At 63.5% G+C, this 26,912-nt stretch carries 26 protein-coding genes, 1 other RNA gene and 1 pseudogene; 15 read left to right on the top strand and 13 right to left on the bottom strand.

What is annotated here, in order from left to right; all coding sequences use genetic code 11:
- Positions 1-170 precede the first annotated feature (170 nt).
- Positions 171-2,462 (top strand): bifunctional diguanylate cyclase/phosphodiesterase, encoded by a 2,292-nt coding sequence (locus HUK73_RS09655; RefSeq protein WP_176592903.1) that lies wholly within the window; start codon positions 171-173, stop codon positions 2,460-2,462.
- Here HUK73_RS09655 and HUK73_RS09650 read toward each other — a convergent pair.
- From HUK73_RS09650 to cysS, 4 genes are all read right to left on the bottom strand, one after another.
- A complete protein-coding gene (locus HUK73_RS09650) occupies positions 2,459-3,211 on the bottom strand; it encodes a ParA family protein (protein WP_176591705.1) in 753 nt (250 codons plus the stop codon). The genes HUK73_RS09655 and HUK73_RS09650 overlap by 4 nt on opposite strands.
- Positions 3,212-3,405: 194 nt before the next feature.
- Complete coding sequence (locus tag HUK73_RS09645; RefSeq protein ID WP_176591704.1) at positions 3,406-4,776, bottom strand: class II 3-deoxy-7-phosphoheptulonate synthase; 1,371 nt, start codon at positions 4,774-4,776, stop codon at positions 3,406-3,408.
- A gap of 123 nt (positions 4,777-4,899) precedes the next feature.
- A complete protein-coding gene (locus tag HUK73_RS09640) occupies positions 4,900-5,259 on the bottom strand; it encodes a Rap1a/Tai family immunity protein (RefSeq protein ID WP_255326241.1) in 360 nt (119 codons plus the stop codon).
- A 123-nt stretch (positions 5,260-5,382) separates the two neighbouring features.
- A complete protein-coding gene (cysS, locus tag HUK73_RS09635; protein WP_176591703.1) occupies positions 5,383-6,900 on the bottom strand; it encodes a cysteine--tRNA ligase in 1,518 nt (505 codons plus the stop codon).
- 306 nt (positions 6,901-7,206) lie between these two features.
- Between cysS and HUK73_RS09630 the strand changes: the two genes are divergently transcribed.
- From HUK73_RS09630 to HUK73_RS09620, 3 genes and pseudogenes are all read left to right on the top strand, one after another.
- Entirely contained in the window at positions 7,207-7,899 is a 693-nt protein-coding gene (locus HUK73_RS09630) for a Bax inhibitor-1/YccA family protein (RefSeq protein WP_176592901.1), read from the top strand.
- A 3-nt stretch (positions 7,900-7,902) separates the two neighbouring features.
- Positions 7,903-8,223, top strand: a pseudogene (locus tag HUK73_RS09625) (zf-TFIIB domain-containing protein).
- Positions 8,224-8,354: 131 nt separating this feature from the next.
- Positions 8,355-9,833 (top strand): mannose-1-phosphate guanylyltransferase/mannose-6-phosphate isomerase, encoded by a 1,479-nt coding sequence (locus HUK73_RS09620; protein ID WP_255326240.1) that lies wholly within the window; start codon positions 8,355-8,357, stop codon positions 9,831-9,833.
- A gap of 47 nt (positions 9,834-9,880) precedes the next feature.
- On the opposite strand, the gene polA is transcribed toward HUK73_RS09620, so the two are convergent.
- The 5 genes from polA to HUK73_RS09595 form a co-directional block, all read right to left on the bottom strand.
- Complete coding sequence (polA, locus tag HUK73_RS09615; protein WP_176591702.1) at positions 9,881-12,661, bottom strand: DNA polymerase I; 2,781 nt, start codon at positions 12,659-12,661, stop codon at positions 9,881-9,883.
- A 76-nt stretch (positions 12,662-12,737) separates the two neighbouring features.
- Positions 12,738-13,280, bottom strand: coding sequence for an NUDIX hydrolase (locus HUK73_RS09610; protein WP_176591701.1), 543 nt, complete (start codon positions 13,278-13,280; stop codon positions 12,738-12,740).
- The gene (locus HUK73_RS09605; RefSeq protein WP_176591700.1) at positions 13,277-13,954 is read right to left on the bottom strand and encodes a TPM domain-containing protein; all 678 of its coding nucleotides are present in this window, start codon (positions 13,952-13,954) and stop codon (positions 13,277-13,279) included. Before HUK73_RS09605 ends, HUK73_RS09610 begins: the two co-directional genes overlap by 4 nt.
- Positions 13,954-14,739 carry a YgcG family protein gene (locus HUK73_RS09600; RefSeq protein WP_176591699.1) on the bottom strand — a complete coding sequence of 262 codons (786 nt, stop codon included), beginning with the start codon at positions 14,737-14,739 and terminating at the stop codon, positions 13,954-13,956. The genes HUK73_RS09605 and HUK73_RS09600 overlap by 1 nt, the downstream gene beginning before the upstream one ends.
- A gap of 8 nt (positions 14,740-14,747) precedes the next feature.
- The gene (locus HUK73_RS09595; protein ID WP_176591698.1) at positions 14,748-15,350 is read right to left on the bottom strand and encodes a LemA family protein; all 603 of its coding nucleotides are present in this window, start codon (positions 15,348-15,350) and stop codon (positions 14,748-14,750) included.
- Positions 15,351-15,450: 100 nt separating this feature from the next.
- Here HUK73_RS09595 and mscL point away from each other — a divergent pair, with 100 nt between their 5' ends.
- The 11 genes from mscL to HUK73_RS09540 all read left to right on the top strand — a co-directional run bounded on the left by mscL (position 15,451) and on the right by HUK73_RS09540 (position 23,937).
- Entirely contained in the window at positions 15,451-15,879 is a 429-nt protein-coding gene (gene mscL / locus HUK73_RS09590) for a large conductance mechanosensitive channel protein MscL (RefSeq protein WP_176591697.1), read from the top strand.
- A gap of 135 nt (positions 15,880-16,014) precedes the next feature.
- Positions 16,015-16,290 (top strand): hypothetical protein, encoded by a 276-nt coding sequence (locus HUK73_RS09585; protein WP_150290710.1) that lies wholly within the window; start codon positions 16,015-16,017, stop codon positions 16,288-16,290.
- A gap of 138 nt (positions 16,291-16,428) precedes the next feature.
- A complete protein-coding gene (locus tag HUK73_RS09580) occupies positions 16,429-18,810 on the top strand; it encodes a chemotaxis protein CheA (protein WP_176591696.1) in 2,382 nt (793 codons plus the stop codon).
- Positions 18,811-18,822: 12 nt separating this feature from the next.
- Positions 18,823-19,260 carry a chemotaxis protein CheW gene (locus HUK73_RS09575; RefSeq protein WP_176591695.1) on the top strand — a complete coding sequence of 146 codons (438 nt, stop codon included), beginning with the start codon at positions 18,823-18,825 and terminating at the stop codon, positions 19,258-19,260.
- A gap of 82 nt (positions 19,261-19,342) precedes the next feature.
- Positions 19,343-19,708, top strand: coding sequence for a response regulator (locus HUK73_RS09570; protein WP_176591694.1), 366 nt, complete (start codon positions 19,343-19,345; stop codon positions 19,706-19,708).
- 61 nt (positions 19,709-19,769) lie between these two features.
- Positions 19,770-20,849 (top strand): chemotaxis protein CheB, encoded by a 1,080-nt coding sequence (locus HUK73_RS09565; RefSeq protein ID WP_176591693.1) that lies wholly within the window; start codon positions 19,770-19,772, stop codon positions 20,847-20,849.
- A complete protein-coding gene (locus HUK73_RS09560; protein WP_176591692.1) occupies positions 20,849-21,745 on the top strand; it encodes a protein-glutamate O-methyltransferase CheR in 897 nt (298 codons plus the stop codon). Before HUK73_RS09565 ends, HUK73_RS09560 begins: the two co-directional genes overlap by 1 nt.
- Positions 21,746-21,870: 125 nt before the next feature.
- A complete protein-coding gene (locus tag HUK73_RS09555) occupies positions 21,871-22,569 on the top strand; it encodes an N-acetylmuramoyl-L-alanine amidase (RefSeq protein ID WP_176591691.1) in 699 nt (232 codons plus the stop codon).
- Between the two features lie 42 nt (positions 22,570-22,611).
- An RNA gene (gene rnpB, locus HUK73_RS09550) (RNase P RNA component class A) lies at positions 22,612-22,996 on the top strand.
- A gap of 66 nt (positions 22,997-23,062) precedes the next feature.
- Entirely contained in the window at positions 23,063-23,611 is a 549-nt protein-coding gene (locus HUK73_RS09545) for a DnaJ domain-containing protein (RefSeq protein WP_176591690.1), read from the top strand.
- Positions 23,584-23,937, top strand: a complete 354-nt coding sequence (locus HUK73_RS09540) for a (2Fe-2S) ferredoxin domain-containing protein (protein ID WP_176592899.1) — start codon at positions 23,584-23,586, stop codon at positions 23,935-23,937. Before HUK73_RS09545 ends, HUK73_RS09540 begins: the two co-directional genes overlap by 28 nt.
- On the opposite strand, the gene HUK73_RS09535 is transcribed toward HUK73_RS09540, so the two are convergent.
- The 4 genes from HUK73_RS09535 to ftsY all read right to left on the bottom strand — a co-directional run bounded on the left by HUK73_RS09535 (position 23,921) and on the right by ftsY (position 26,860).
- Entirely contained in the window at positions 23,921-24,358 is a 438-nt protein-coding gene (locus tag HUK73_RS09535; RefSeq protein ID WP_176591689.1) for a hemerythrin domain-containing protein, read from the bottom strand. The genes HUK73_RS09540 and HUK73_RS09535 overlap by 17 nt on opposite strands.
- A gap of 126 nt (positions 24,359-24,484) precedes the next feature.
- The gene (locus HUK73_RS09530) at positions 24,485-25,099 is read right to left on the bottom strand and encodes a superoxide dismutase (RefSeq protein ID WP_176591688.1); all 615 of its coding nucleotides are present in this window, start codon (positions 25,097-25,099) and stop codon (positions 24,485-24,487) included.
- A 185-nt stretch (positions 25,100-25,284) separates the two neighbouring features.
- The gene (ispZ, locus tag HUK73_RS09525; protein WP_176591687.1) at positions 25,285-25,938 is read right to left on the bottom strand and encodes a septation protein IspZ; all 654 of its coding nucleotides are present in this window, start codon (positions 25,936-25,938) and stop codon (positions 25,285-25,287) included.
- Positions 25,928-26,860, bottom strand: a complete 933-nt coding sequence (gene ftsY / locus HUK73_RS09520) for a signal recognition particle-docking protein FtsY (RefSeq protein ID WP_176591686.1) — start codon at positions 26,858-26,860, stop codon at positions 25,928-25,930. Before ftsY ends, ispZ begins: the two co-directional genes overlap by 11 nt.
- Positions 26,861-26,912: the final 52 nt, after the last annotated feature.

Genomic DNA, 26,912 nt, shown 5'->3' with positions numbered 1-26,912 from the left:
ATTTAGAGACGGGGGCGTGCCGAAAGCGGTGTGTTCCCGTCCCTGCATTTTCCTGGAATTTGTCGTGCCGCCGTTACGGATTGATAACCGCTTGCTGCTAAACCGGGCGAGTGAGACGCGGGCAAAATTCATCTGACGAGAAGCCGCAGGAGCGCCTGCCGTTGCGGGCGATGATGGGCATGGTCACCGCGTCCGGCGATGCGGCGGAGCGTGTGCTGGCCGCCCAATTGCGATCGGCGGATAAGGTCGCGGTGCTGCGGCAGGCGATGAATGTCTTTGGCCTCATTTTTCTGTTGCGGGTTTTCGGTCATCACAGTTCCGCGTCCCGGCTGATCCTATGGAGTGCCGGACTGGCGGTCGCGATGATCACCGGCATCCTTCTCGACCGCCGCCGCCGTTCAGCGGTCGCCGTGACGGTCGCTCATCTGAGGATTCACGGCCTGACGGGGCTGCTGCACGGGCTGGTCTGGGGTTCGTGCATGATGCTGTTGTCCTCAGGCCATAACGCTTCGCTGCTGGTGGCCTATTGGACGCTCATCAGTTGCATCATGGTGTGCGGGGCGATCAGCTATGCCCCGACGCCGCTGGCCGCGACGGGATTCCTGTTGCCCTGCATCGCCGGGCTGTTCTTCATGTTCGATGAAAGCGCCGCGCTGCCTTTGCTGGCGCTTGCCACCAGCTATGCGCTGTCCTTGCTGGTCGGTTGTTTCATTTATGCGCGAACCTTCGCCCGCCAGCATAGCGCCAGCGTGCAACTGGAGGAAAAGAGCGAGGTGGTGAGCCTGCTGCTGCGCGAATATGAACATGGCGCGTCCGACTGGCTGTGGCAGACCGATCCCGCGCGGCGGCTGAACGGCGTATCGTCGCGCATGGCGGAAATGCTGGGGCGGACGGCCGCCGCGATCGAGGGAACGCCGCTGGTGCAGGTGCTGGCAGGCAGCGCCTGGGAAAGCGGGCTGTTCCCGACCGAATTGCACGCGCTGGCCGATCATCTGAAGCGGCGGGAAAGTTTCAGCGCCATCGTACTGCCGGTCGAGGTGCCGGATGGCGTGCGGTGGTGGGAATTGTCGGCCTCTCCCCGCTATGACGAGGGCGGTGTATTTCTGGGCTTCCGAGGCGTGGGATCGGACATTACCGAACAACGCGAATCGGCCGATCGAATCGCGCAACTGGCGCGGTTCGATCCGCTGACGGGCCTGCCCAACCGGGCACATCTGCGGGAAGTGCTGGACCAATCCATGGCGACGGCGCGCGGCGGGGTGCCGGGCTGCGCTTTTCTGATGATCGACCTGGATCGGTTCAAGGGGGTCAATGACACGCTGGGCCATCAGGTCGGCGACATGCTGCTGACACAGGTGGCGCGGCGGCTGCGGCATATCTGTTCGGGCAGCGAATTTTGCGGCCGCATCGGTGGCGACGAATTCGCCGTCGTCATCCCCCAGATTGCGAACAATCGCAGCATCGACAAGCTGGCCGCGGCCATCATCAGCGGCCTCTCCGCGCCCTATCAGGTGGATGAGCATCTGCTCTATGTCGGGGCGTCGGTCGGCTCGGCGCTGTCGCCGCAGGACGGCAAGGAAGCCGAGGCGCTGATTCGCAGTGCCGACCTGGCGCTCTATCGCGCGAAGAGCGAGGGTGGGGGCGTGCATTGCGCCTATGAGCCGCAACTCCACGCCCAGGCGGAGGAACGGCGGCAACTGGAACTGGCGCTGCGCGACGCACTGGAGAATAACCAGCTTCATGTGCTGTACCAGCCGGTGGTGGAGGCCCAGCAGGGCCGCATCACGGGGTTCGAGGCACTGGCGCGCTGGACGCATCCGGACATGGGGCCGATCTCGCCCGCCAAATTCGTGCCTGTGGCCGAAGAGGCGCGGTTGATCGGGCCGATCGGGGAATGGGTGTTGCGCACCGCCTGCATGGAGGCGGCGCGCTGGCCCGCTCCGGTGCGGATCGCGGTCAATGTGTCGGCGGAGCAACTGACGCATCCCAGCTTCGTCAGCGCGGTGGTGTCCGCGCTGGCGCAAAGTGGGCTGGAAGCCCAGCGGCTGGAACTGGAAGTGACCGAAAGCGTGTTCGTCAACGCCGATACCGGGGCGCTGAAGGTCCTCGACCAGTTGCGCGCGCTGGGCGTTCAATTGTCGCTCGACGATTTCGGGACGGGCTATTCCTCGCTCGGCTATCTCAGCCGCACGCGGTTCGACACGATCAAGATCGACCGCAGTTTCGTGGTGGGTGCGGCGAACAAAAAGCCGGAGAGTCTTGCGATCATTCGCGCCGTGGTGACGCTGGCGGAGAGCCTGGGCATGGCGACCACCGCGGAAGGGGTGGAAACCGAGGCGGAACTGGCCATGGTGTGCGAACTGGGATGCCGCAAGGTGCAGGGCTATTATTTCGGGCGGCCCATGCCCGCAGCGGACGCCGCGGCATTGTTTCCCGCGGATCAGGTGCGCGCGCGGGCCTAACCTTGCGCCTGCACCTGCCGCTCGATGGAAGTCCAGAGACCCGAAAAGGCCTGCGCCGGGGGTGAGGCCGCCGCGAAGCTGCCCAGCGGCTTGCGGCGGACGGCCATTTGCTCGACGGCGCTGGCCATGGGGATGGCGGGCCAGTCGGGCTGCCCATCCAGCGCGGCCCGGTGCAGCGCGCGGCGGCGGTCGACCATGGAATAGACCGGCATGATCGGCGGGTGGCTGCCGCCGCGCTGCACCAGATAGCGGGCAACCTCCGCCATGGCGCGCTGGGCGAGCGGCGAGGGGATGACCGGAATGACGATCATGTCCGCCGCCCGCAGCACCTGTTCGCTGGTTTCGGTGAGGCCGGGCGGGCAGTCGAGGATGATGCGGTCATAATCGCGCCCCAGGCTTTCGATCAGCTTGGCGAGCCGCTTCTTCTTGTCCATTTCGCGGAAAAGATGGTCGAGACTGCGCAGCGAGGTGTCGGCGGCGATCAGGTCCAGCCCCTCCACCGACGAGGGCTGGATCAGCTTTCGGACCTCGACATCCTTGCTGAAGATCGCCTGCGCGGCGTCGCGGCTTTCCATGTCGGTGGAGATCAGCCAACTCGCCGCCGCCTGCGGATCGAGATCCCAGAGCAGGGTGCGACGCTTCGAGATGCTGGCTGACGCCCAGGCGAGGTTGATCGCGAAGGTGGTTTTGCCCACGCCCCCTTTGAGGCTGTATACGGCGATGGTCGCCAATGCCTGATCCTTTGCCATGAGATGCCAAGCTACGGTTTCGAGCCGTCAAAGCAAGCGCTGAAATCATGGCATTATTACGCCGGTATGACGAACCGGGCCGCCGGGTAAAATGGGGGCGTCACGCAGCGCGGGATTTGGGGGTGCGGAATCCGGGCATAAAAATCCCGCCGCGAGCGAACCGCGCGGCGGGACCTTTTTCCTGTTGCGAAGGATCAGGCCGCGGCGCGGCGTTCCTTCAGCTCCTCATTCAGCATTTCCGCGAGCAGGAAAGCCAGTTCGAGGCTCTGCGCCGCATTGAGGCGCGGGTCGCAATGGGTGTGGTAGCGATCCGCCAGTCCCTCATCGGTGATGGCGATGGCGCCGCCGGTGCACTCCGTCACATTCTGGCCGGTCATTTCGGCATGGATGCCGCCGCCGAAGCTGCCTTCCGCACGGTGGACGGCGAAGAAGCCGCGCACTTCGGCCAGGATGCGGTCGAACGGACGGGTCTTGTAGCCATTGGCTGCCTTGATGACATTGCCGTGCATCGGGTCGCAGGACCAGAGCACCGGATGGCCTTCACGCATGACCGCGCGGACCAGCTTGGGCAGGCCCGACTCGATCTTGTCATGACCGTAGCGGGTGATGAGCGTGATCCGGCCCGCCTCGCGCGACGGGTTCAGCGCGTCGAGCAGGCGGATCAGCGCGTCCGGCTCCAGCGACGGACCGCATTTCATGCCGATCGGATTGCCGATGCCGCGCAGATATTCGACATGCGCCGATCCTTCGAACCGCGTGCGGTCGCCGATCCAGAGCATGTGCGCGGACGTGTCGTACCAGTCGCCGGTCAGCGAATCCTGCCGGGTCAGCGCCTGCTCGAAGGGGAGCAGCAGCGCCTCATGGCTGGTGTAGAAGCTGGTTCCGCCAAGCTGCGGCACGGTATCGGGCGACAGGCCGCAGGCGCGCATGAAGTCGAGCGCCTGGCCGATCTGGTCCGCCATCGCCTCGAACTTCGCGGCCCAGGGGCTGCGGCCCATGAAATCCAGCATCCAGCCATGCACGCGGTCGAGGCTGGCATAGCCGCCGGTCGAGAAGGCGCGCACCAGATTCAGCGTCGCCGCCGACTGGTTATAGGCGCGGATCATGCGCTGGGCATCGGGTTCGCGCGCTTCGGGCGTGAAGGCGATGTCGTTGACATTGTCGCCGCGATAGCTGGGCAGTTCCACGCCGCCGATCGTCTCGGTATCGGCCGAGCGGGGCTTGGCGAACTGGCCTGCCATGCGGCCGACCTTCACCACCGGCAGCTTCGACGCGAAGGTCAGCACCACCGCCATCTGGAGCAGCACGCGGAAGGTGTCGCGGATGTTGTTCGGGTGGAACTCCGCGAAGCTTTCGGCGCAATCGCCGCCTTGCAGCAGGAACGCCTCGCCATTCGTCACCTTGGCAAGATCAGCCTTCAGATTGCGCGCTTCGCCGGCAAAGACGAGCGGGGGAAACTGGCTGAGCTGTGCCTCCACCGCGCCAAGCGCCTGGGCATCACGATAGACGGGCATCTGAATGCCCTTATGCTCCCGCCAGCTTTCCGGCGTCCACTTCGCCGCCACTTTGAGTCTCCCAAAAAGTCTAAAATAGGGGCCGCACCTACGCTGTTGCAGGGGGCTGCGCAAGTTTATAGCGATTGGGGGCGGGATTTGCCTAATGCACGGTTCCGATCAGCGTGATCGGAGTTATTTCTGGCAAGGATATTGTTCGTTCAGCGCGACGCTGACCAGGACGGAGGCGGGCGCCTTGCGCTGGTCGGGATAGCGGGTGAGATAGGCGATGACGATGTCGCGTACCTTTACGGAATCGAGTTGCGCGGGCCAGCAATTGGGCTTGGCGCGGCCGATGAAGACGTCCTTTTTGATGCCGTCCACCGCGCCGACGATATAGGCGGTGCAGGCCAGCGCATATTCGGGCGCCTTGTTCCGGCATTTGGCAAGCAGAGTCGTGCCCGTTTCGAACATATAGGTCTGAGCAGGTGCAGCAACGGGCAATGCCGTTGTGCCGCCAAACGCGATTATCGCTGCGATTGCGTATTTGAGCATGTGCGGAATCTGCCCGTTCCGGACAGGTCTGTCCAAACGGACGGACCTGTCCCGCGCACATTCTGCCTTAGTTCGCTGAATTTTTCCATCCGGCGGCCGGGGTGGGCGCCGTTTCGATGAGATTTACCCCAGCGTGAGACGCCAGTCCCAGCGCAGCGGATCGCCGTCCATGACCTCCACCCCACGGGCGATCAGCGCATCGCGGATCTCGTCCGACAGGGCGAAGTCCTTTTCGGCGCGGGCGGTCTGGCGGAGGTCGAGTTCGGCTTCGATTTCCTCCGGCGTGATCTGCGCGTCCTTGGGCTGAACACGCAGGTCGGCGCGGCTGATCGTCAGCAGGTTCAGACCCAGCGCAGAATCGAAAGCACCAAGCAGGCAGAGCTTTTCGTCCACCGGCACCTTCTTCATCCCGATCGTTTCTTCCAGCAGGGGAAGGGCGCGCGGGGTCATCAGGTCGTCGCTGATCGCGGCGTCGAACTGTTCGAGCAACGGCGCGAGCCTGGGGTGGAGATTGGCGCGGAGGAATTCCAGGCTGGACGATTGCCACGTCACGCCCTCGGCGCGGGATTTGAGGTTCTCGACGCCCATGACGAGACGCTTCAGGCGCGTGAGGGCAGCCGCGACGCTCTCCGCGCTGAACTCCAGTTCGCTGCGATAATGGGCGCCAAGGCACAGCAGGCGGTAGGCGAGCGGATGCACACCCGCGTCGATCAGGGAGAAGAGGGTGGTGAAGCCGCCCTTGGACTTGCTCATCTTCCCCTGACGGTCGACCAGGAAATTATTGTGCATCCACCATTTCGCGCCGGTGAAGCCGGGCTGCGCATCGGTGCAGGCGCAGTAAGCCTGATTCTGGGCGATCTCGTTGGGGTGGTGGATTTCGCGATGGTCGATGCCGCCGGTGTGGATGTCGAAGGGATGGCCAAGGCGCGCCTCGCTCATTACCGAGCATTCAAGGTGCCAGCCCGGAGCGCCCTTGCCCCACGGGGAGTCCCATTCCATCTGGCGCTGCTCGCCCGGAGGGGACTTGCGCCAGATGGCGAAGTCGGACGGGTTGCGCTTGCCCGCGACGGGATCGATGCGCGCATGGGCGGCATCGTCGCGGCCCCCGGCCAGCGCGCCATAATCGGGCACCGTGCTGCTGTCGAAATAGAGGCCGGTTTCCAGTTCGTAGCAATGGGTCGGCGCGATCTTCTCCGCGAAGGCGATCATCTGCGGCACATAGTCGGTGGCGACCGTCCATTCGCTGGGGGCGATGATGTTGAGGTCGGCGATATTCTGCTTGAACGCCTGGGTATAATGGGCCGCGATGTCCCAGATGCTCTTTGCCTGGGCGCGGGCGGCCGCCTCCATCTTGTCGTCGCCGGCATCGGCGTCGCTGGTCAGATGGCCGACATCGGTGATGTTGATGATGTGGGTGACGGTGAGGCCCTTCCACAGCAATGTCCGGCGCAGCGTGTCGGTGAAGACATAGGCGCGCAGATTGCCGAGATGGGCGTAGTTGTAGACCGTGGGGCCGCAGCTGTAGACGCGCGCATGATCGGGCTCGATCGGCGCGAAGGGTTCGACCGTGCGGGTCAGGCTGTTGAACAGGCGCAGGGGCGCGTCGGCATGCTGCTGGGCGGGGGTGAACTGGTCGCTCATGGGCGCAGCCATGCGGCGGTTCGGCGGATGCGTCAACAGCCCTGCGTGATTGTAACAAATTGTTGCTGACGGCTCTGTCCCTTGCGCTGGAGCGTTCGACTGCCGATATTGTCTGTGCGGGCCGGGCCCCTCTGGCGGTTGGACATGTGTGACATGATCCAGCCGTGATGTCGGACCGCATCGAGTGTGCTCGGTGCAGGTTCCTGAGTGTTTGTCCCCCCCTCTAAGCCTCACGAGACCGCGCCGGGCCACTCGATCCCTGAATGATTTTGGATGGAGTATAACGCCGTGAACAATCCCGTTCGTATGCCGGGCTATGGTGCGAGCCAGACGGCGCAGACCGATGCCGGGCTGCGCGCGCACATGCTGGGCGTTTTCCGCAATATGGGCATTGGCCTGATCATCACTGGGCTTGTGGCTGCTTTTGTCGGCAATACGCCGGTACTGGCCGCCGCGATCTTCGGCACGCCGCTCAAATGGGTGGCGATCTTCGCGCCGCTGGCCTTTGTGTTCCTGTTCAGCTTCCGCATTGAAAAGATGACGACGTCCGGCGCACGCATGGCCTTTTATGCCTTTGCGGCGGTGATGGGCGTGTCGCTGGCCAGCATCTTCCTGGTGTTCACCGGCGGGTCGATCGCGCAGGCCTTCTTCTCGGCCGCCGTGATGTTCCTGGCCATGGCGCTGTGGGGCTATACGACCGGGCGTGACCTGTCGAAATTCGGGTCGTTCCTGATGATGGGCCTGATCGGCATCGTGGTGGCGAGCCTTATCAACATCTTCATCGGCTCGTCGGCCATGGCCATGGTGATCTCGATCATCGGCGTGGTGGTCTTCACCGGCCTCACCGCCTGGGACGTGCAGCGCATCAAGTCGGAATATTTCTACTATGCCGGCCATGAGGTGGCCGAGAAGATGCAGGTGATGGGCGCGCTGTCGCTCTATCTGAACTTCGTCAACCTGTTCCAGATGCTGCTGAGCCTGACCGGCGAGCGGGAGTAGCCGATGCGGGATCAGGCGGCGGTTTCCGCCATGCTCTGTCCGGTCTGTCATGTGGGACTTGCCATGACGGACCGGCAGGAGGTCGAGATCAGAGCCTTTGATTAACGCGATTTCCGAGCCGCAGGCTGTGCCAACCAGCTTGAAATCGCTCGGTGCCCGCAATGCCGGGGCGTGTGGCTGGACCGGGGTGAGTTGGACAAGATCATCGAGCGGTCGGCGGGCGGGGTTCCGGCTCCGCAGCCCAGCTACCGGCCGGATCGCGATGATGGGCGATATTATCAGAAGAAGCGAAAGAAGAGCTTTCTGGAAGAGCTGTTCGATTAAGGGAAATGGCCGGGTTGGCGCGATGCCGATCCGGCCATTGCATTTTTACCCCGTCGTCACTTCCATTCTTTAGGGAGAGGCAGGCCCCGATTGAAAAGCATATGCCGTATCGCTTAGAGGGAGGCCGTCTCTTGCCGAAAAGTAGCAACATGCCCGAAAATAATGCCATGGACGTTCAGGATGTGACACCGGTCATTCTCGCCGGTGGAAGCGGGACGCGGCTGTGGCCTTTGTCGCGTAAGTCCTATCCCAAGCAGTTCGTGCCCCTTCTTGGCGACACGACGCTTTTCCGCTCGGCGGCCCGGCGCCTGTCGGGCCAGGGGCAAGGTTTTTCCTTTTCCCGGCCGATCGTTCTGACGAATTCCGCCTTCCGCTTCATCGTGGCTGAACAGCTGGCGCAGGAAGAGATCGACGCGCAGGCCATTCTCATCGAACCGGCGGTCCGCAACACCGCGCCGGCGATCCTCGCGGCGGCGCTTTACCTGATCGGCAGAAATCCCGATGCGATGATGCTTGTCGCGCCGTCCGATCAGGTGGTGCCTGATGTGGAGGCGTTTTGCCTCGCGGTCGGGAAAGGGGTCGCAACGGCGAGCAGCGGGGACCTTGTCACGTTCGGGATCAAGCCGACGCGGCCTGAAACGGGCTATGGCTATTTGCAGGTGGTCGAGAAGCCCGATGCGTCCGGGCAGCCGGTCAAGCTGGCCCGCTTTGTCGAAAAGCCCAACGCCGAGCGGGCTGCGGCCATGCTGGCTTCCGGCGACCATCTCTGGAATGCGGGCATTTTCCTCTTCGCGGCGAAGGATCTGATCGCGGCCTTCGAAACCCATGCGGCGGACGTTCTGGCTGCGGTGAAGCAGGCGGTTGAACAGGCGGAGGGCGATCTGGGCTTCCTGCGGCTGGCGGCCGAGCCCTGGGAAAGCTGCCAGGATATTTCGATCGACTATGCCATCATGGAGCGGGCGAGCAATCTCTCCGTCGTGCCCTATGACGGCGGCTGGTCGGATCTGGGCGGCTGGGACGCGGTCTGGAGCCATTTGCAACCCGACGCAAATGGCGTTGCCCTGTCCGGCGCGGCGACGGCGATCGATTGCCGCGACACGCTGTTGCGGTCGGACAGCGAAGGGCTGGAACTGGTCGGTCTGGGCCTCGACAATATCATCGCCGTGGCGATGAACGATGCGGTGCTGATCGCGGACAAGTCGCGCTCGCAGGACGTGCGGCTGGCGGTCGACGCCCTGAAGCACAAGGATGCCAGGCAGGCGGAGCATTTTCCCAAGGACCACCGGCCATGGGGTTGGTTTGAGAGCCTGCTTGTCGGCGGTCGGTTTCAGGTCAAGCGGATCACTGTCCTGCCGGGCGCTTCATTAAGCCTGCAGAGCCATTTCCACCGATCGGAACATTGGATTGTGGTCGAGGGTACGGCAAAGGTGACGGTGGATGAGGACATCAAGCTGCTGTCGGAAAACCAGTCGGTCTATATCCCCGTCGGCGTGAAGCACCGGATCGAAAATCCGGGCCGTATCCCATTGGTGTTCATTGAGGTGCAGACCGGTTCCTATATCGGTGAAGACGACATAGTGCGGTACGAGGACCGCTACGCACGCGGGTAAGGTTGCTGCGCCATCCCCTCTTCGCGAGGAGATGGCGCAGGCAATTTTCAGTGCGCCGCGCCCCAGCTTGGGCCGTGGCCGATCTCGACGCCCAATGGCACGCTGAGTTTCACGATCGGTTCGGCGGCGCTTTCCATGACGCGGCGGATGACCGCGCTGGCCTGTTCCACATCGCCCTCCGGCAGTTCGAACACCAGTTCGTCATGGACTTGCAGCAGCATCTTTACGTTGTGCAGCCCTTCGGCGGCGAGCGCCGGTCCCATGCGGGCCATGGCGCGCTTGATGATGTCGGCGCTGGTGCCCTGAATGGGCGCGTTGATTGCAGCGCGTTCGGCGCCCTGCCGTTCATGCTGGACCGAGGCCTTGATGCGCGGGAACCATGTTTTCCGGCCGAAGAGGGTTTCCGTGTAGCCCCTTGAGCGCGCCTTCTCGATCGTGTCGGTGATGTAGAGGCTGATTCCGGGGAAGCGCTCATAATAGCGGCTGATCATGTCCTGCGCTTCGTCGGCGCCGATCTCCAGCCGCCCGGCGAGGCCCCAGCGGCTGATGCCGTAGAGGATCGCGAAGTTGATCGTCTTGGCCCGGCCGCGCGTGTCGCGGTTGACCTCTCCGAACAATTGCTGGGCGGTGGCGGCGTGAATGTCCTCGCCGTTCGCGAAGGCTTCCTTCAGCGCCGGGACGTCTGCCATATGGGCCGCGAGGCGCAGTTCGATCTGGCTATAGTCCGCCGCCAGGATGACATTGCCCGGCTCCGCGACGAAGGCGTGGCGGATCTGACGGCCGACTTCGGTGCGGATCGGGATGTTCTGGAGATTGGGGTCGGTCGAGGACAGGCGGCCGGTCTGCGCGCCGGACAGGCTGTAGCTGGTGTGGACGCGGCCGGTGTCCTTGTTGATCTGGGCCTGAAGCGCGTCGGTATAGGTGGATTTCAGTTTCGAGAGCTGGCGCCAGTCCAGCACCTTGCCCGCGATGTCCGCGCCCTGGGCTTTCAGTTGTTCGAGTATGGTGACGTCGGTGGAATAGGCGCCGGACTTGCCCTTCTTGCCGCCCTTATATCCCATTTTGTCGAACAGGATCGCGCCCAGTTGCTGGGTCGAGCCGATGGCGAAGGGCTGGCCCGCGATTTCGTGAATCTCCGCCTCCAAAGCGGCGATCCCGGCCGTGAACTCGGCGGAGAGGCGGGACAGGGCTTCGCGGTCGACCTTGATGCCTTCCTGCTCCATCTTCGCGATCACGGAGACGAGCGGGCGGTCGACCAGTTCATAGACGCGGGTGGCGCCTTCATGGGCGACGCGGGTCTTGAACAGCTTCCACAGGCGCAGCGTGACGTCGGCGTCCTCGGCGGCATATTCGGTCGCCTTGTCGAGCGGGACTTCCGCGAAGCTGATCTGGCTCTTGCCGGTGCCGCACACATCCTTGAAGCTGATGCAGATATGGTTGAGGTGGACCTTCGCGGCCTCGTCCATGCCGTGGCCCGCGAGGCTCTGCCCGGCGTCGAGGTCGAAGCTCATGACGATGGTGTCGTCATAAGGTGCGATCTCGATCCCATGGCGGCGCAGGACGGTCAGGTCATATTTCAAATTCTGACCGATTTTGAGGACGCTGTCGTCCTCCAGCAGCGGCTTCAGCTTGGTGATGACGAGGGCGAGGGGAAGCTGCTGAGGCTTCTCCGCGAACATGTCCTTTCCGCCATGGCCGACCGGGATATAGCAGGCCTTGTTCGGTCCGGTGGCGAGGCTCACCCCGACCAGCGCGCTCGATACGGCGTCGAGGCTGTCGGTTTCGGTGTCGACGGCGACCAGACCTTCCGCATGGGCGGCGGCGATCCAGCGGTCGAGCGCTTCTTCCGTCACCACCGTTTCGTAGAGGCTGCGGTCGATCGGCGGTTCTTCCTCACGGACCGGGGCGGCGATGGGCGTGGCTTCGCTGGCGGCTACAGCAGCTACCGCAACGGCAGCGGCGGGCGCGCCAAGGCGAGCGAGCAGCGACTTGAAACCATGATGGCCGAGAAATTCTGCCAGCGGTTCGGGCGGAATGCCCTTGAGGGTCAAGTCCTCCAGCGGCTCGGGCAGGTCCATCGCATCGTGCAGCGCGACGAGGCGGCGCGACAGGCGCGCCATGTCGGCATGGGCGATGAGATTTTCCTGCATCTTCGACTTCTTCATCGCAGGCGCGGCGTCGAGTGTGGCTTCCAGCGTGCCATATTCGGTGATGAGCTTGGCGGCGGTCTTGGGGCCGATGCCGGGGACGCCGGGGACATTGTCGACGCTGTCGCCCATCAGCGCAAGGACGTCGCCCAGTTGCCCCGGCTGGACGCCGAATTTGGTCATCACATAGTCGGCGCCGCGCCGCTCATTCTTCATCGTGTCGTACATGTCGACGCCGGGCTGGATGAGCTGCATCAGGTCCTTGTCGGAGCTGACGATGGTGACATGCCAGCCCGCCGCGACGGCGGCCTTGGTGTAGCTGGCGATGATGTCGTCCGCCTCGAAACCCGCTTCCTCGATGCAGGGGAGGGAGAAGGCGCGGGTGGCGTCGCGGATCATCGGGAATTGCGGGACCAAGTCTTCCGGCGCGGGCGGGCGGTTCGCCTTATACTGGTCGTACATGTCGTTGCGGAAGGTGTGGCTGCCCTTGTCCAGCACCACCGCGAGATGGGTCGGGCCTTCCGCTTTGCCCAACTCCTCGGCCAGCTTCCAGAGCATGGTGGTGTAGCCATAGACCGCGCCGACGGGCTGGCCATGCTTGTTGGTGAGCGGCGGAAGCTGATGATAGGCGCGGAAAATATAGCCGCTGCCGTCGACCAGATAGAGATGATTCTGAGGCATGGGGGAGGGGATAGCGGGTTATTCCGATCCTCTCCAGTGCGGTTCTTCGGCGGGAGCAGGCGGCAGTGATCCAATCCTAGCCGACGATTCCCCCACCCAGCAGCAGCAACAGCTTCACATCGATAGCGAAGCCTTCCGCCCGCCATGCGGCGATCTGGTCGCTGAGCGTCGCCAGCGCTACGCGGTGGACGCGGATGTCCTCCCCATCGACGCCGCCGCCTTCGCCGGTTTTGCTGAGGTCATGGGCGCGGAACAGGGTGAAGCTTTCCGACACCATGCCGGGAGAACTGTAGAATTCGCCTAGCGCCTCCATCCGTCCCGCGAGATAGCCGGTTTCCTCCTCCAGTTCGCGGGTCGCAGCGAGCATGGCTTCCTCGCCTTCATCATGATCGCCCACCAGTCCTGCGGGCAGTTCGATGCAGCGGCGGCCCAGCGGCACGCGAAACTGGTCGACCAGCAGCACATGGCGTCCGTCCATGGCCTCGTCGACGGCCAGGATGACGGCGGCGTGGATACCGCGCGCCCGGCCGACATATTCCCAGCGACCCCGCCGTTTGGCGGTGATGAAACGGCCCTCCCACATGATTTCTTCGGAAGACGCCATATCCTGTTCGCTCATAAAAGGATCAACCTGTCGGGCAGTTCATTGGGATTGTCGCCACTAGCCGGGAAGTGGCGGGTGAGAACCAGGCCGACCTGCCGCACGGCTTCGGCCATGCCGTCAGCGGCGCGATTTTCCTGTACCGCGTCGATCAGGGCGGCCATCGCCTCCCCCCAGATTTCGGGCGTGACCTTCGCATTGATGGCGGCGTCGGCCACGATTTCCGCGCGATGTTCGTCGAGCGAAAGATAGATGAGCACGCCGGTCCGTCCGCGCGTCCGCCCCTGGGCCACGGCGCGGAACAGGGTGATGGCGCGCCGCCGCACCCGCCGGGCCTTGGTGGCTTTCGGGGTCAGCGCCATGCGCAGCGGCATCCAGGCCAGCGCATAGCGGACGATCAGGAATTTGAGGATGAGAATGCCGAGCAGGATCGTCAGCAGCTTCCAGTCCGCTATCTCATGGTCCCAGCTTTGCAGCAGCCAGGAGCAGAGCGCCCGGAAATGCTGCGGAAAAGCCGCCGCCGCCGACAGCGCCAGAAATACGACGCCGATCGCCCAGTGCAGGCCGGCGTCATGATAGGCATCGGACCGGCGGGCGACGATGGTGACGATTTCGCCATCGGTCGCCTTTTCCGCTTCCGCCACCGCGGCGGTCACGCGGTCATGATCGGCTTCGCTTAAATCCAGACCCATTACCAGCCCCCCGAAGCGCCGCCGCCGCCGCCGCTGCCGCCGCCAAAAAAGTCTCCTCCGCTACCACCACCACTCCAGCCCGAATCCCCGCTGGAACCCCAACCGGAGCCGCCCATAGGTGGTCCCCAGATAATGACAGGAGCGCTGCCGTCGCGGTAACGTCTGCCGCCCCGGAACCGGCCTAGTAGCGGTAATATGAAAAAGAAGAAGATAAAGAGTCCAGCCCACAGCATGATCAGCCCATTTCCTCCCGAACCTTTCCGCTTGTCGGCCTCGGCGGCGGCGGCGCGGGCCCGCGCTTCGGCTGGTGGAAGCGCCAGCAGCGTGCTGACCTGATCTACGCCGTCGTTGATACCGCCCGCCATGTCGCCGGCTTTGAACCGTGGTGTAATGCTGTTACGGATGATTTGGGAGGATAGCGCATCAGTCAGCACGCCTTCGAGGCCATAGCCTACCTCGATACGGACTTTGCGTTCGTTAGGTGCGATGATCAGGATCGCCCCATCATTACCTTTACTGCCTACTCCCCAGGTCCTTAGCAGCCGATATCCATAATCGGCTATGTCATAACCCTGGAGGTCCGAAATAGTAGCAACCACCAGCGCCCGCCCGCTCGTTTTCTGCTGAGCGATGAGCTTTTGACTCAACATTTGCCGCTGCTGAGGGGTCAGCAAATTGGCTGTGTCTACAACCCCACTAATGTCGCGCTTGGGGAAGGTCTGAGCCTGCGCCGTCAGCGGCAGGAAAGCCAGCAAGGCGAGGATCAGGAGCAGGCGGCGGAGCATGGCTTGCCTCAGTTGCCGAAGTCGACCTTCGGCGCTTCTTCCGCGCCGGGCGTGGTGGCCTGGAACGGAGTCATCGGCTTCGCGCCGTGGATGATCTTCGCGCCGATCGCGTCGGGGAAGGTGCGGATGCGGGTATTATAGGCGCGCACCGCTTCATTATAGTCGCGGATGGCGACGGCGATGCGGTTTTCCGTCCCCTCCAGCTGCGATTGCAGGTCGAGGAAATTCTGGTTGGTCTTGAGGTCGGGATAAGCCTCAACCGAGGCGAGCAGGCGGCCAAGGCCCTGCGAAAGCTGCGCTTGCGCCTGCTGGAACTGCTGCACCTTGGCGGGGTCGGACAGATCCTCCGCATTGACCTGCACCGACGTCGCCTTGGCGCGGGCCTCCGTCACCTTGACCAATGTATCCTGCTCCTGCTTGCCTGCGGCTTTCACCGTGGCGACGAGATTGCCGACCAGATTCGCGCGGCGCTGATATTGCGCCTGCACGTCGGCCCATTTGGCCTTGGCGACTTCCTCGGCGGCAGGGACGCTGTTGATGCCGCAGGCAGACAGAGCGAAAGCGCCCAGAAGCGGCAGGAGAAATAAACGGAGGTGGCGCAGGATCGTCATGGAACATCCTCGTCATTGTTTCGCTGAGGGAAATAGGCGGTTGTCGAACCCTTCGCAACGGCTCATGCTATCATTATCGCAATCAGGAAAGGGGTTTACCATGGGGCTGATATCCGAATTCAAGACCTTCATCAGCCGTGGCAATGTCATGGATCTGGCCGTCGGCGTCATCATCGGCGGCGCCTTCGCCACCATCACCAAATCGCTGACCGACGACCTGATCATGCCGGTGGTCGGCTATGTTTTCGGCGGCGCGGATTTTTCGCGCTACTTCATCCGGCTGGGCGATCTGCCCGCAGGATTCAAGGGCAATCCGGAAAGCTATGCGGACCTGAAGGCCGCTGGCGTCGCCATGTTCGGCTGGGGTGAGTTTCTGACGGTGTTCGTCAATTTCCTGATTTTGGCCTTCATCATCTTCCTGCTGATCAAGGCCGTGAACAAGCTGATGCCCAAGCCGGAAGAGGCGCCAGCCGCTACGCCGGAAGACGTGCTCCTGCTGCGCGAAATCCGGGATAGCCTTAAAAAATAAGTCTTTTGCGCGGCGAAAGGAGCTTTCGGCGGGAACCATCCCGCGTGCAGCCGGTTGAACGCCGTCAGGGTTCCGGTCAGCCGGTCCCCGTGCGAACGACGTCAGCCCAAATGGGGCGTAACAGGAGAAAACGCCGTGAAAACCATCGTATCAGTCCTTGGCCTTGCCAGCTTGATCGCACTGGGTGCGTGCGATTCCAAGAAGGAGAACAAGGTCGAGAACGCGTATGAGAATCAGGCGGACGCCATCGACAATCAGGCGGCGAATATGGAAGCCATGGCTGACAATCTGAGCGGTAATGCCGAAAATGCGGCTGAAAATGCTGCAGACGCGCTGGAAAACAAGGCCGACGCCACCCGCGAGGCCGGTGAAAAGGCGGCTGACGCGGTGGAGAAGACCGAGAAGCATTGATTTCACGGCTTTTGGCCGGTTGAAAGGGGGCGTCGCGACAAAAGGTTGCGGCGCCTCTTTTGTCTGGGATTTCTTGTCTTTAACCGGCCTTTAACCACGGTTCGGCCATGGTCCGCGCACACTCGATGAGGCGCGGGAATGGACGAGTTACTCCAGGAATTCATATCCGAAACACAGGAAACGCTGGAAGCGCTGGCCGGAGAGGTCGTCGCCTGGGAAGCCGATCCGACGGATCGTGCCCGGCTGGATGCCATTTTCCGCTTCTTCCACACGGTCAAGGGGAGCTGCGGTTTCCTGAATCTGCCGCGCTTCGAGCGGTTGAGCCACGCCGCCGAAGATGTGCTGGCCGAGATTCGTGCCGACAAGCGCAGCGCCGACGCCGCCACCGTGAGCGCCGTGCTGGGCATCATGGACCGCATTGCCGAACTGGCCGAGGCGGTCGCGATCGGCGCGGCCCTGCCGCATGAAAATGACGACTATCTGATTGCCGCGCTGATGGAGAGGGACGAGGGCGTTGCCGGAACCTCCCAGGTCGAGAGCGCCGAACCCGCAACGCCGGTCGCCGTCGCCCGCCAGGGTCATGGCCAGGCCGCGCCCCGGACCATTCGCCTGCCGCTGTCGCTGATCGACCAGCTGATGAACGGCGTGTCGGACATGGTGCTGGCTCGTAACGAGCTGTCCCGCAAGCTGCGCGAGCGGACCGGCGACCCGGAGCTGGAAAGCGCGTTCGAGCGGCTGTCGACCTGCGTGGCCGACATGCGCGACGCCATTTCCAAGACGCGGATGCAGCGCGTCGACCGGCTGTTCACCGCCATTCCGCGCATGGTCCGCGATCTGGGGCGGGACCTCAGCAAGCGCATCGATCTCACGCTGGAAGGCGGCGATGTCGAGATGGATCGCGAAATGGTCGAGATGGTGGTCGATCCGCTGACCCACATCGTCCGCAACAGCATCGATCATGGCATCGAAGCGCCGGAAAAGCGTCGCGCGCTGGGCAAGCCCGAGGCGGGGAAGCTGAAGCTGGAGGCGCGCCAGTCGGGCAACCAGATCGTCATCGAGATTTCCGATGACGGGCAGGGCATCGACACGGGCCGGCTGGTGAGCAAGGCGATCGCCGCGGGCAGGCTGACGCCGGAAGCGGCGATGCGCATGAGCGAGGCGGAGAAGCTGGACCTCATCTTCCATCCCGGCCTGTCGACCGCCCATCAGGTCACGGCCATTTCCGGGCGCGGCGTCGGCATGGACGTGGTCCGCGCCAATGTGGAGCGGATCGGCGGGGTCATCGCGCTCGACAACCGGCCGGGCCGCGGCCTGACGATCATGCTGCGCGTGCCGCTGACACTGACCATCATTCCGGGCCTGATCGTGCGGGCAGGGGGCCTGCATTTCGCCATTCCGCGCGCGGCGGTGGTGGAGATACTGCACGATAACAATGAGACGCTGGCCATTGCCGAAGTGGGCGGCGCCAAGATCGCCACCATCCGTTCGGTCCGTCATTCGATGATCGATCTGGAGGATGTGCTGGGCATGGAAAAGCCCGAGCAGATCGGTCCGCGCGCCATCATGGTCGTGCGATCGGCCACCGGCGTGCCCTTTGCCATGGGGGTGTCGGCGGTCGACAATCATGAGGAACTGGTGATCCGCCCCGCCTCGCCGCTGGTGATGGCGACGGGGGTCTATGCGGGCATGACCCTGCCCGACAATGGCAAGCCGATGCTGCTGTTGGATGCGGCGGGCCTCGCCAATGCGGCGCGCCTGCCCAATATTCTTGATGACCGCGCCGCCCGGCAGGCCGTGGAGGCGGAGGAGGTGCAGGGTGGCATCGAGATGGTGCCAGCCCTGCGGTTCGAGGAATTGTCGGGCGAGCGCCGGCTGCTCAAACTGTCGCTGATCGAGCGGGTCGAGGATGTCGATACGCATCTGTTCGGCCGGTCGGGCGCGTGCAGCTATGTCCGTCTGGACGGGCGTCTGGTGCCGGTCGCCAATGGCCATCATGGCTTCTCCGGGGACAAGGTTGCGGCGTTGCGCCTGCGCGACGGCGCGCGGGAGGCCTGCTATCCGGTCGCGGCGGTCCTCGATATCGTGGACATGCCCGCCGTGCCCGACATGGTGGCGATGCACGGCATGCTGAGCGGCGTGGCGGTGATCGATGGCGAGCATCTGGAGGTCATCAATCCCTTCGCCCTGTTCGCGTCGTTGCCGGATGAGGCAATCATGGAAAAGCGCGGCGGCCGGTGCCTGCTGGCCGACAGCGAGGATGGCTGGACCCGCGAGATACTGGCGCCACTGTTGCGGCAGGCAGGGCATGAGGTGTTGCTGGGCCTGCCGTCCGACGCGGCGGTCGATCCGCAGGACGTGGTGCTGTTCACGGGCGCCGACCTTTCGGAGACGGGCGAACTGCTGGGTTGCCGCGTCGTCCATCTGCGCGCCACGCCCCGACCCAGCGGGCCGCAGGACAGCAGCATCTATCGCTATGACCAGGACGCGCTGATGGCGGCGGTGGCCGGATCACGCGGATAAGGGGGAAAATCCATGAACCGGCTCTATCTTCTTGCCCGGCTGGCCGGCGTGCGCGTCGCCATCGAAACCCGTGAGGTCGAGGCAGTCGTGAAGCTGACCGACATATCGCCCGTGCCGGGGATGGGCGCGCATGTCGCGGGCCTTTCCGCTTTGCGCAGCCGGGTGCTGACGGTCATCGACGTCGCTGCGCTGATTCGGGGGGAGCCGACGCCCGCCGAGGAACGGGGCTTCGCGGTGATCGCGGACATTGCCGGGCACAGCTATGGGCTGATGGTCGATGCGGTCTACGACATCTGTCAGGTGCCGGAAGGAGAATTGCCGTTGCGGGGGCAGCTCGATCCCGCATGGCTGCCCCATGCGCGGGGCTTGGTCGAACATGAGGGGCAGCCCCATCTGCTGGTGTCGTTGGCCGGTTTCATCGAGGCGGGCGCGATGGCGCACGCGGCATGACTAATTTTACCCGCGTTTACCAATTGCTTGGCTTTGCCGACTAGGTCTCATCCAAACAGGATGCAAAATAAAGGGACGCTTCATGAAAAACTGCCTGGTTGTCGATGATTCGAAAGTCATAAGAAAGGTTGCGCGCCACATATTGGAATCATTGGATTTGGCGGTCAGTGAAGCGGTCGACGGCCGCGATGCCCTGACCCAGTGCGAAGCCTCTGTGCCCGATGTCGTGCTGCTGGACTGGAACATGCCGGTGATGAGCGGGATGGAATTCCTCCAGGCCCTGTCCAGCGCCAAGCTGACGGCCCGGCCCAAGATCATCTTCTGCACCACTGAAAACGGCATTGGCCATATCAAGGCCGCCGTGGAAGCGGGCGCGGACGAATATGTGATGAAGCCGTTCGATCGTGAAACGCTGGAAAGCAAATTGTCGATCGTCGGCGTGATCTGACCGCCGCCACGCTCCACCGCCCTCCTTTCTTCCCCCTTCGCTTGAGAAAGTTCCTCCTTCAATGACCGTCCTTGTGCCGATCATGGCCAGCAACCGGAGCGAAGACAGGGCGGTACGCACCCTGATCGTCGACGATTCGGTCGTGGTCCGAACGGTGATCGAACGGATCTTGAACATGGATGCGGGCTTTTCCGTCATCCACAAGACGAATAGCGCCGAACATGCGCTGGGCTATCTGAGCGAGAATGCGGTCGACCTCGTGCTGCTCGATATCGAGTTGCCCGGTCAGAGCGGCCTGATGGCGCTGCCCGCCATCCTGCGGACCAGCCCCGATGCCAAGGTCGTGATCCTGTCCGGCAATTGCGAGGAGGGGAGTGCTGCCGCGGTCGAGGCGCTGGCGCTCGGGGCGAGCGACATCCTTGCCAAGCCGGGCAGCGGCAGCTTTGGTGAACATTTTCCGCAAGCCCTGATCGAACGGCTCTCCCGCTTGTTCAGCGGGGAGGCGCCGCCGGTTGTCGTTCGTCCCGTCGCGCGGGTCGAGGCAGGGCAGGCGGAGCAGCCTCTGGCCTGCCTTGGCATTGGCGCATCGACCGGGGGCATCCATGCTCTGGGGCAATTGTTCGCGGGCCTGACCGCGCCATTGGGCGTGCCGATCCTGCTGACCCAGCATCTTCCGGCCAGTTTCACCTATTATTTCGCCCAGCAATTGGGACGCATGACCAGCCTGAAGGTCAAGGTGGCCGAGCAGGGCGAATCGCTGGCGTCCGACATCGTCTATGTCGCGCCGGGCGATGCCAATCTCCAGTTGCGGCGGGCGCTGCATGGACGGGTGTCCGTGCTGCTCAATCCGCAGCGCACCCCGGCAGGCAATCTGCCGGGCGTCGACCCGATGTTTTCCAGCATGGCGCAGGCCTATGGGGCGGGCGCGGCGGGCGTGGTTCTGACCGGCATGGGCCGCGACGGCACGGCCGGCGCGCGGGACATCGTGGCGGCGGGCGGCTGGATCGTGGCGCAGGATGCGGCGAGCAGCGTCGTCTGGGGAATGCCCGGATCGATCGCGGGCGAAGGCCTGAACTGCGCATTGTTGGAACCCCATGCGATCATGGATTTCGTGGCACGACGAGGAAAGAACAGAAACTGATGGCATTGTCTCCCTCGTCCGGTTCGGCTGCTTCCAATTCTTCCTCTTCATCCAGCGCCGCCCGCATCCTGTCGGGCCTGCTGGAAGCGCGCACCGGGCAGATCCTTTCGGAAAATCGCGCCTGGCGGATGGAAACGGCGCTGAAGCCCGTGCTGCGCAGCCATGGCTTGCCGGATATGGATGCCCTGGCCGCGCGATTGATCACGCGCAAGGACGCGGCGCTGGAAGGGGCGGTGGTCAATGCGCTGCTCAACAATGAGAGCAGCTTTTTCCGCGATCTCCAGATTTTCGACATGATCCATCGTCAGATCCTGCCGCAAATTCATGCGCGGCGGACCGACCGGACGCTGCGCATCTGGAGCGCGGGCTGCTCGACGGGGCAGGAGGCTTATTCGATCGCGATCCAGCTAAGCAATGACATGGCGCGCTGGCGCGGCTGGAAGATCGAGATATTGGCGACGGATATTTCCACCGCCGCCATAGATCAGGCGAAGGCGGGCATTTTCACCCAGATGGATGTGCAGCGCGGACTGGCGGTCGGCGATCTCATCAAATGGTTCGAACCGTCGGGGGACGATTGGTGCGTCAACCCCACGTTGCGGCAGATGATCGATTTCCGGACCGATAATCTGTTCGATCACCGCGCGCCCACGGGCGAATATGATCTTCTGCTCTGCCGCAATGTGCTGCTCTATTTTACGCCGGAGCGCCGTCAGAGGGTCCTGCGTCTGCTGGCCACGCACAGTCATGCGCGCTCCGTCCTGCTGCTGGGTGCGGGCGAAACGGTGATCGGCCATGGCGATGATTTCGCGCCGCATCCCGAATTTCGCGGCAGCTACGGCCGACGGATCGAGGCGCCCGTACAGGCCGAAGCTTCACTCCGCCGGGCGCTCTGATCTTTCTCTTCCCGATCTGGTCCATGATGATTTTTACAGGTCGGCGCGCTTGATTGAGCCGGCGCTGTCGGCCATGTTCTGCCGGTAGCCGAGGATAGACGAGTGCGGGTGACTGGCCTTTCGCAATGACCGACTTTCCGATGATCGATACGCCGTCACCCAATTTCGACGAGCGAAGCCTGCCCATATCGATGCTGGTGCTGCACTATACCGGAATGGTGGATGCGGCGACCGCGATCAACTGGCTCGCCAGCCCGGAATCGAAGGTGTCCGCCCATTATGTCGTGACCGAGGATGGGCAGGTCATCCGCATGGTCGATGAGGACAAGCGCGCCTGGCATGCCGGCCGCGCGCATTGGCGGGGGATTGACGACATCAATTCGGCCAGCATCGGCATAGAGATCGTCAATCCGGGCCATGAATGGGGCTATCGGCCCTTCCCGGATGCGCAGATGGGGTCGCTGATCCCGCTGATCCACCAGATCGTCCAGCGCCACAAGATCACGCGGGGCAATATTGTCGGGCATAGCGATGTCGCCCCCGCGCGCAAGCAGGACCCCGGCGAGCTTTTCCCCTGGGGGCAGCTTGCCCGGCTGCGGCTGGCTTTGCCGCGTCCGACCAAGAATCTGATGGACCCGCATTGGAGCGACGGCGGATTCATGCTGGCGCTGGAGCGCTTCGGCTATGACATTGCCGAACCGCAGGCGGCGGTGGTCGCGTTCCAGCGGCGCTTCCGCCCCGAACTGATCGACGGGATCATCGATGGCGAATGTCGGGCGATTTTGCTCGCCTTGCTGCTGCCGAAACCTCGCGGAGACGATTAAGCGGGATGACGGGGGCCTTGCCCCCGTGTATAGGCGCCCCTGCCAGAGGGCCGGGCGGCCGCGGCGTGGCGGGTAACTTCCACGGCGAGGAAAGTCCGGGCTCCACGAAATAACGGTGCCGGCTAACGGCCGGCTGGAGTGATCCAAGGGACAGTGCAACAGAAAGCAGGTCGCGAAGGTTTCGGCCCCGCGAAATTGAAAGGGTGCGGTAAGAGCGCACCGCGTCTCCGGCAACGGAAGGCGGCACGGTAAACCCCACCGGGAGCAAGACCGAATAGGGGCGGCGCGCAGCTCGACTGCTAGGCCTGTTTCGGCTGAGACCGCCCGGGTTGGTTGCTTGAGGACCGGAGCAATCCGGTCCCTAGAGGAATGGTCGCCACTTCCTTTCGGGGAAGGACAGAACCCGGCTTACAGGCCCTCTGGCATTGAAGTGACAGCAATTTCATGGCCCGCCGGGGTGGCTTTCCGCCTGCGGCTTGCCTAATTTGGAACGATGGCAAGAAGCAGCCGATCAAATGACTGGGGCTTTCCCCGCTGGCGCAGCTATGGCGCATCGCGTGAGGCGCAACAGGTGCGTCTGTGCGATCGGCATGGCTGTGACAAGCCCGGTGACTGCCCCGCGCCCAAATCGCCCAACAGCCGGGAACGCTGGTATTTCTGTACCGATCATGCGGCGGAATATAACCGCAATTGGGACTATTTTCAGGGCCTCGACCGGGAGGAGCGCGAGCAGCGCGAACATGCCGAGCGTCGCGACGCGGGCGGATATCAGAACAGCGCCTATCATGGCTGGGGCGGTCCTGGCGATGGCAGCCGATCGCGCGATGAACTGCATGCGCTGAAGGCGCTGGACCTTGAGGATGACGCGGATTTCGAAGCGGTGAAGAAGAGCTGGCGCCGCCTCGCCAAGGAATATCACCCCGATGTGAAGCCGGGCGACGCGCAGGCCGCTATCCGTTTCCAGACGATCCAGGCCGCCTATGAAGTGCTGCGTGCGGCCGAGGAACGCCGGACCTGGAAACCGCGGGAGCATGCCGGTTGAAGCATCTGGTCCGTTCGAATTGGGATCATGTGGTGCTCGTCTGCCGCAAATGTTCGAAAAAGCTCGATGGTGGTTTTGGCCGCGATGGCGAGGAGCGGCTGGCCAAGGCGTTACGCCGCCATCTGTCGTTGAAGAAGGGGCGCAAGGCTTCGGCGGGCATTATCGAGGTCAACTGCCTTGGCGTCTGTCCCAAGGGCGCGGTGACGGTCGTCAACGGCGCGCAGGCCCGTGACTGGTTGCTGGTGCGGCCGGGCGCCGATCTGGATGAACTGTCCGGGGCGCTGGACCTGATCCTGACGAAAGCGAATCTCAACCCGCCAGCCTGATGCGCGGCGATTCGATCAGTCTGGCCTCGGTGAGCAGCGGCATCAGCAGCCGTTCTTCCTTCTCGATGCGATTGAGGACGAGGCCGAGCATGTCCCGACTTTCGCGGCAGAAATCCGGCCATTCCCGCGCAATCCGATCGTCGCTCCAGCGGGACATATAGGTGGAAAAGCGTTGGGCGATGGGGGCCATTTCGATTTCGAGTCGCGCCGCCGTATCGCGCAGCCGGGCATGGGTGTGCCGCTGCATATTGGGGTAGAGAATCCGGTCTTCCAGCGCCAGATGCGCCATCAGTTGCCGCGCGAATTGCCAGCGCAGCGTGCCCAGCCTTTGCGGGCTGCTGTCATCCGCAATCGCCTGTCGGAACCGGGCTGCCAAGGCCTCGATCTCGACATGCTGTCTTTGCAATTCGTCGAGGTTCATACACTGTTTCCCCCGTCCCCGTGGACCATTGTCCAATGGCCGGGTTAAGAAACAGTTGTTCCGTCTTCGCAACGGCTTGGGCGAACCGCCCACCGCTCATGCGGAGCGGTGGGCGGTTCCTGCCGATCAGGCCGGCTGGTCGGCGCGGCTGACGCCCTGACCGTCCAGATTCTGGGCGGCGAAGTCCCAGTTGATCGCTTCCTTCAGGATGCGGTCGGCATAGTTCGGGCGGGCGTTGCGATAATCGATATAATAAGCATGTTCCCACACATCGAGGATCAGCAGCGGCGCGTGGCCTTCATGCGCGACCGGCGTGTCGGCGTCATGATAGCTGGTGACTTCGAGCTTGCCGTCCTTCAGGATCAGCGCGGCCCAGCCGCTGGCGAAGTGGCCCACGGCCTCCGCCTTCAGCTTTTCGACCAGCGCGTCGACCGATCCGAAAGCCTCGTTGATCTTGGCCAGCAGGTCGCCGCTGGGCGCCGTCTTCGCGGGCGAGAGCGACTTCCAGTAGAAAGTGTGGTTCCAGATCTGGCCGACCTGGTTGAAGAGGCCGCCCTTGCTCGACTCGATCAGCTCGACCAGCGACTTGCCCTGAAGCGAGGCGTCGGCGGCGACCAGTTCATTGGCCTTCACCACATAGGCATTGTGATGCTTGCCATGATGATAGTCGAAGGTTTCGGCGGAAAGAATGTCGCCAAATGCATCCTTGGCATAGGGCAGATCGGGAAGAACAAAGGCCATGGCAGAACTCCTCGGGTTCATGGGTCGACGGCCGCACAACGGATGGCGCGGCCAGTTGGTTCAATGGTCCTGTCGGGGCGTGGACGCCGCCGCGCCTTTCCCATATGCGCCCCAAAGGCTCATGGAAACAGATATGTGCCTATTGCGAAACGATCTCAGCAATGGGGCCGGATTCAGCGCTGGATTCAGCCTTGGGGCGGGGTGGTTTCGCCAATCTCTTCACTGTCGAGCTTGTCCCCAAGGGTGAGGCCGTGGCGCATCAGCATCGGGATATTGGCGCCCGCAAAGACGACCGACACGATGGTCACGCCCCAGACCTTGACCGCCAGCCAGCCGTCGAAGCTCATCGTCCGGCGCATCACTTCATTGGCAACGGCCATGAAGACGAAGAAAAAGGCCCAGTTGCGCGACAATTTGCGCCAGCCTTCCTCCGTCAGCCCGTCATAGGCGGCCTGAAGCAGATATTTGAGCAGCGGCTTGCCCCGCATCAGCCCGGCGAACAGCATCAGCGCGAAGAAGGCGTAGATGATGGTCGGCTTGATCTGGATGAAGCTCTGGTCGCGGAAATAGATGGTGAGGCCGCCGAAAAAGAGGATCAGCAGCGCGGAGAGCCACAGCATGGGGGACACGCGGCCCAGCTTCACCTTGGAGATGATGACGGCGATGACGATCGCGGCCATGAAGGCGGCGGTGCCGAAGGTCATGGCGGTGATCGGATTGCCCGGCCCCCAGAGCCAGCCCGCGCCCTTGTAGCTCAGGAAAAAGACCAGCAGCGGACCGAAATCGAGCGCGAGGCTCAAATTGCCGCCATGGGCGGGTTTCTTGGCGTCAGCGGGCATAAGCGGTTCCTGCAATGGCGCGCGCCATGTCGCCCGGATCGAAGGGGCGCAGGTCCGCGATCTTCTCCCCCACGCCGATGGCATGGATGGGCAGGCGATATTTTTCCGCCGCCGCGACCAGCACGCCGCCGCGCGCCGTGCCGTCCAGCTTGGTCATGACCAGGCCCGTCACCTGCGCAAATTCCTTGAACACCTCGATCTGGCTCAACGCATTCTGTCCTGTGGTAGCATCCAGCACCAGAACAACGTCATGCGGCGCCGCCGGGTTCAACCGGCCGAGGACGCGGCGAATCTTCGCCAGCTCGTCCATCAGCTCGGTCTTGTTCTGAAGGCGGCCCGCCGTGTCCACGATCAGCACGTCGATGCCGGTGGCGGTGGCCTGCTTCACCGCATCGAAGACGATGCCCGCCGCGTCGCCGCCTTCCTTGCCCGCGACGATGGGGATGCCCAGCCGTTCGGCCCAGACCTTCAATTGCCCGATGGCGGCGGCGCGGAACGTGTCGCCGGCCGCCAGCATCACGCCATAATCCTGTTCGAGGAAGAGGTTGGCGAGCTTGGCGATGGTGGTGGTCTTGCCGGAGCCGTTGACGCCGATGACAAGGATGACCTGCGGGCGGGGGAAGGCCTCGATCTCCAGCGGGCGGGCGACGGGGGCGAGGACCTTCTCGATCTCCTCCGCGATGATCTCGCGCAGATATTCCTCGGTCAGTTCGCGGTTGTAGCGGCCTTCGGACAGGCGGTCGCGCACGCGGGCAGCCATGGCGGGGCCAAGGTCGCTGACGATCAGCGCTTCCTCGATCTCGTCCAAAGTCTGTTCGTCGAGCGCGGCCTTGGTGAAGAGGCCGGTGAGATTCTCGCCGAGTCTGTCGGAAGTGCGCTTGAGGCCGCCGAAGAGGCGATCGCGCCAGGATGTTTCAGCCATTATTTAATACCGTCATTCCCGCGAAGGCGGGAATCCATCTCCAACCATATCC

It is taken from the genome of Sphingobium sp. EM0848, from assembly GCF_013375555.1.
GTDB lineage: Bacteria > Pseudomonadota > Alphaproteobacteria > Sphingomonadales > Sphingomonadaceae > Sphingobium.
The sequence above is the reverse complement of the archived record's forward strand: the minus strand, read 5'-3'. Positions and strand labels throughout refer to the sequence as shown.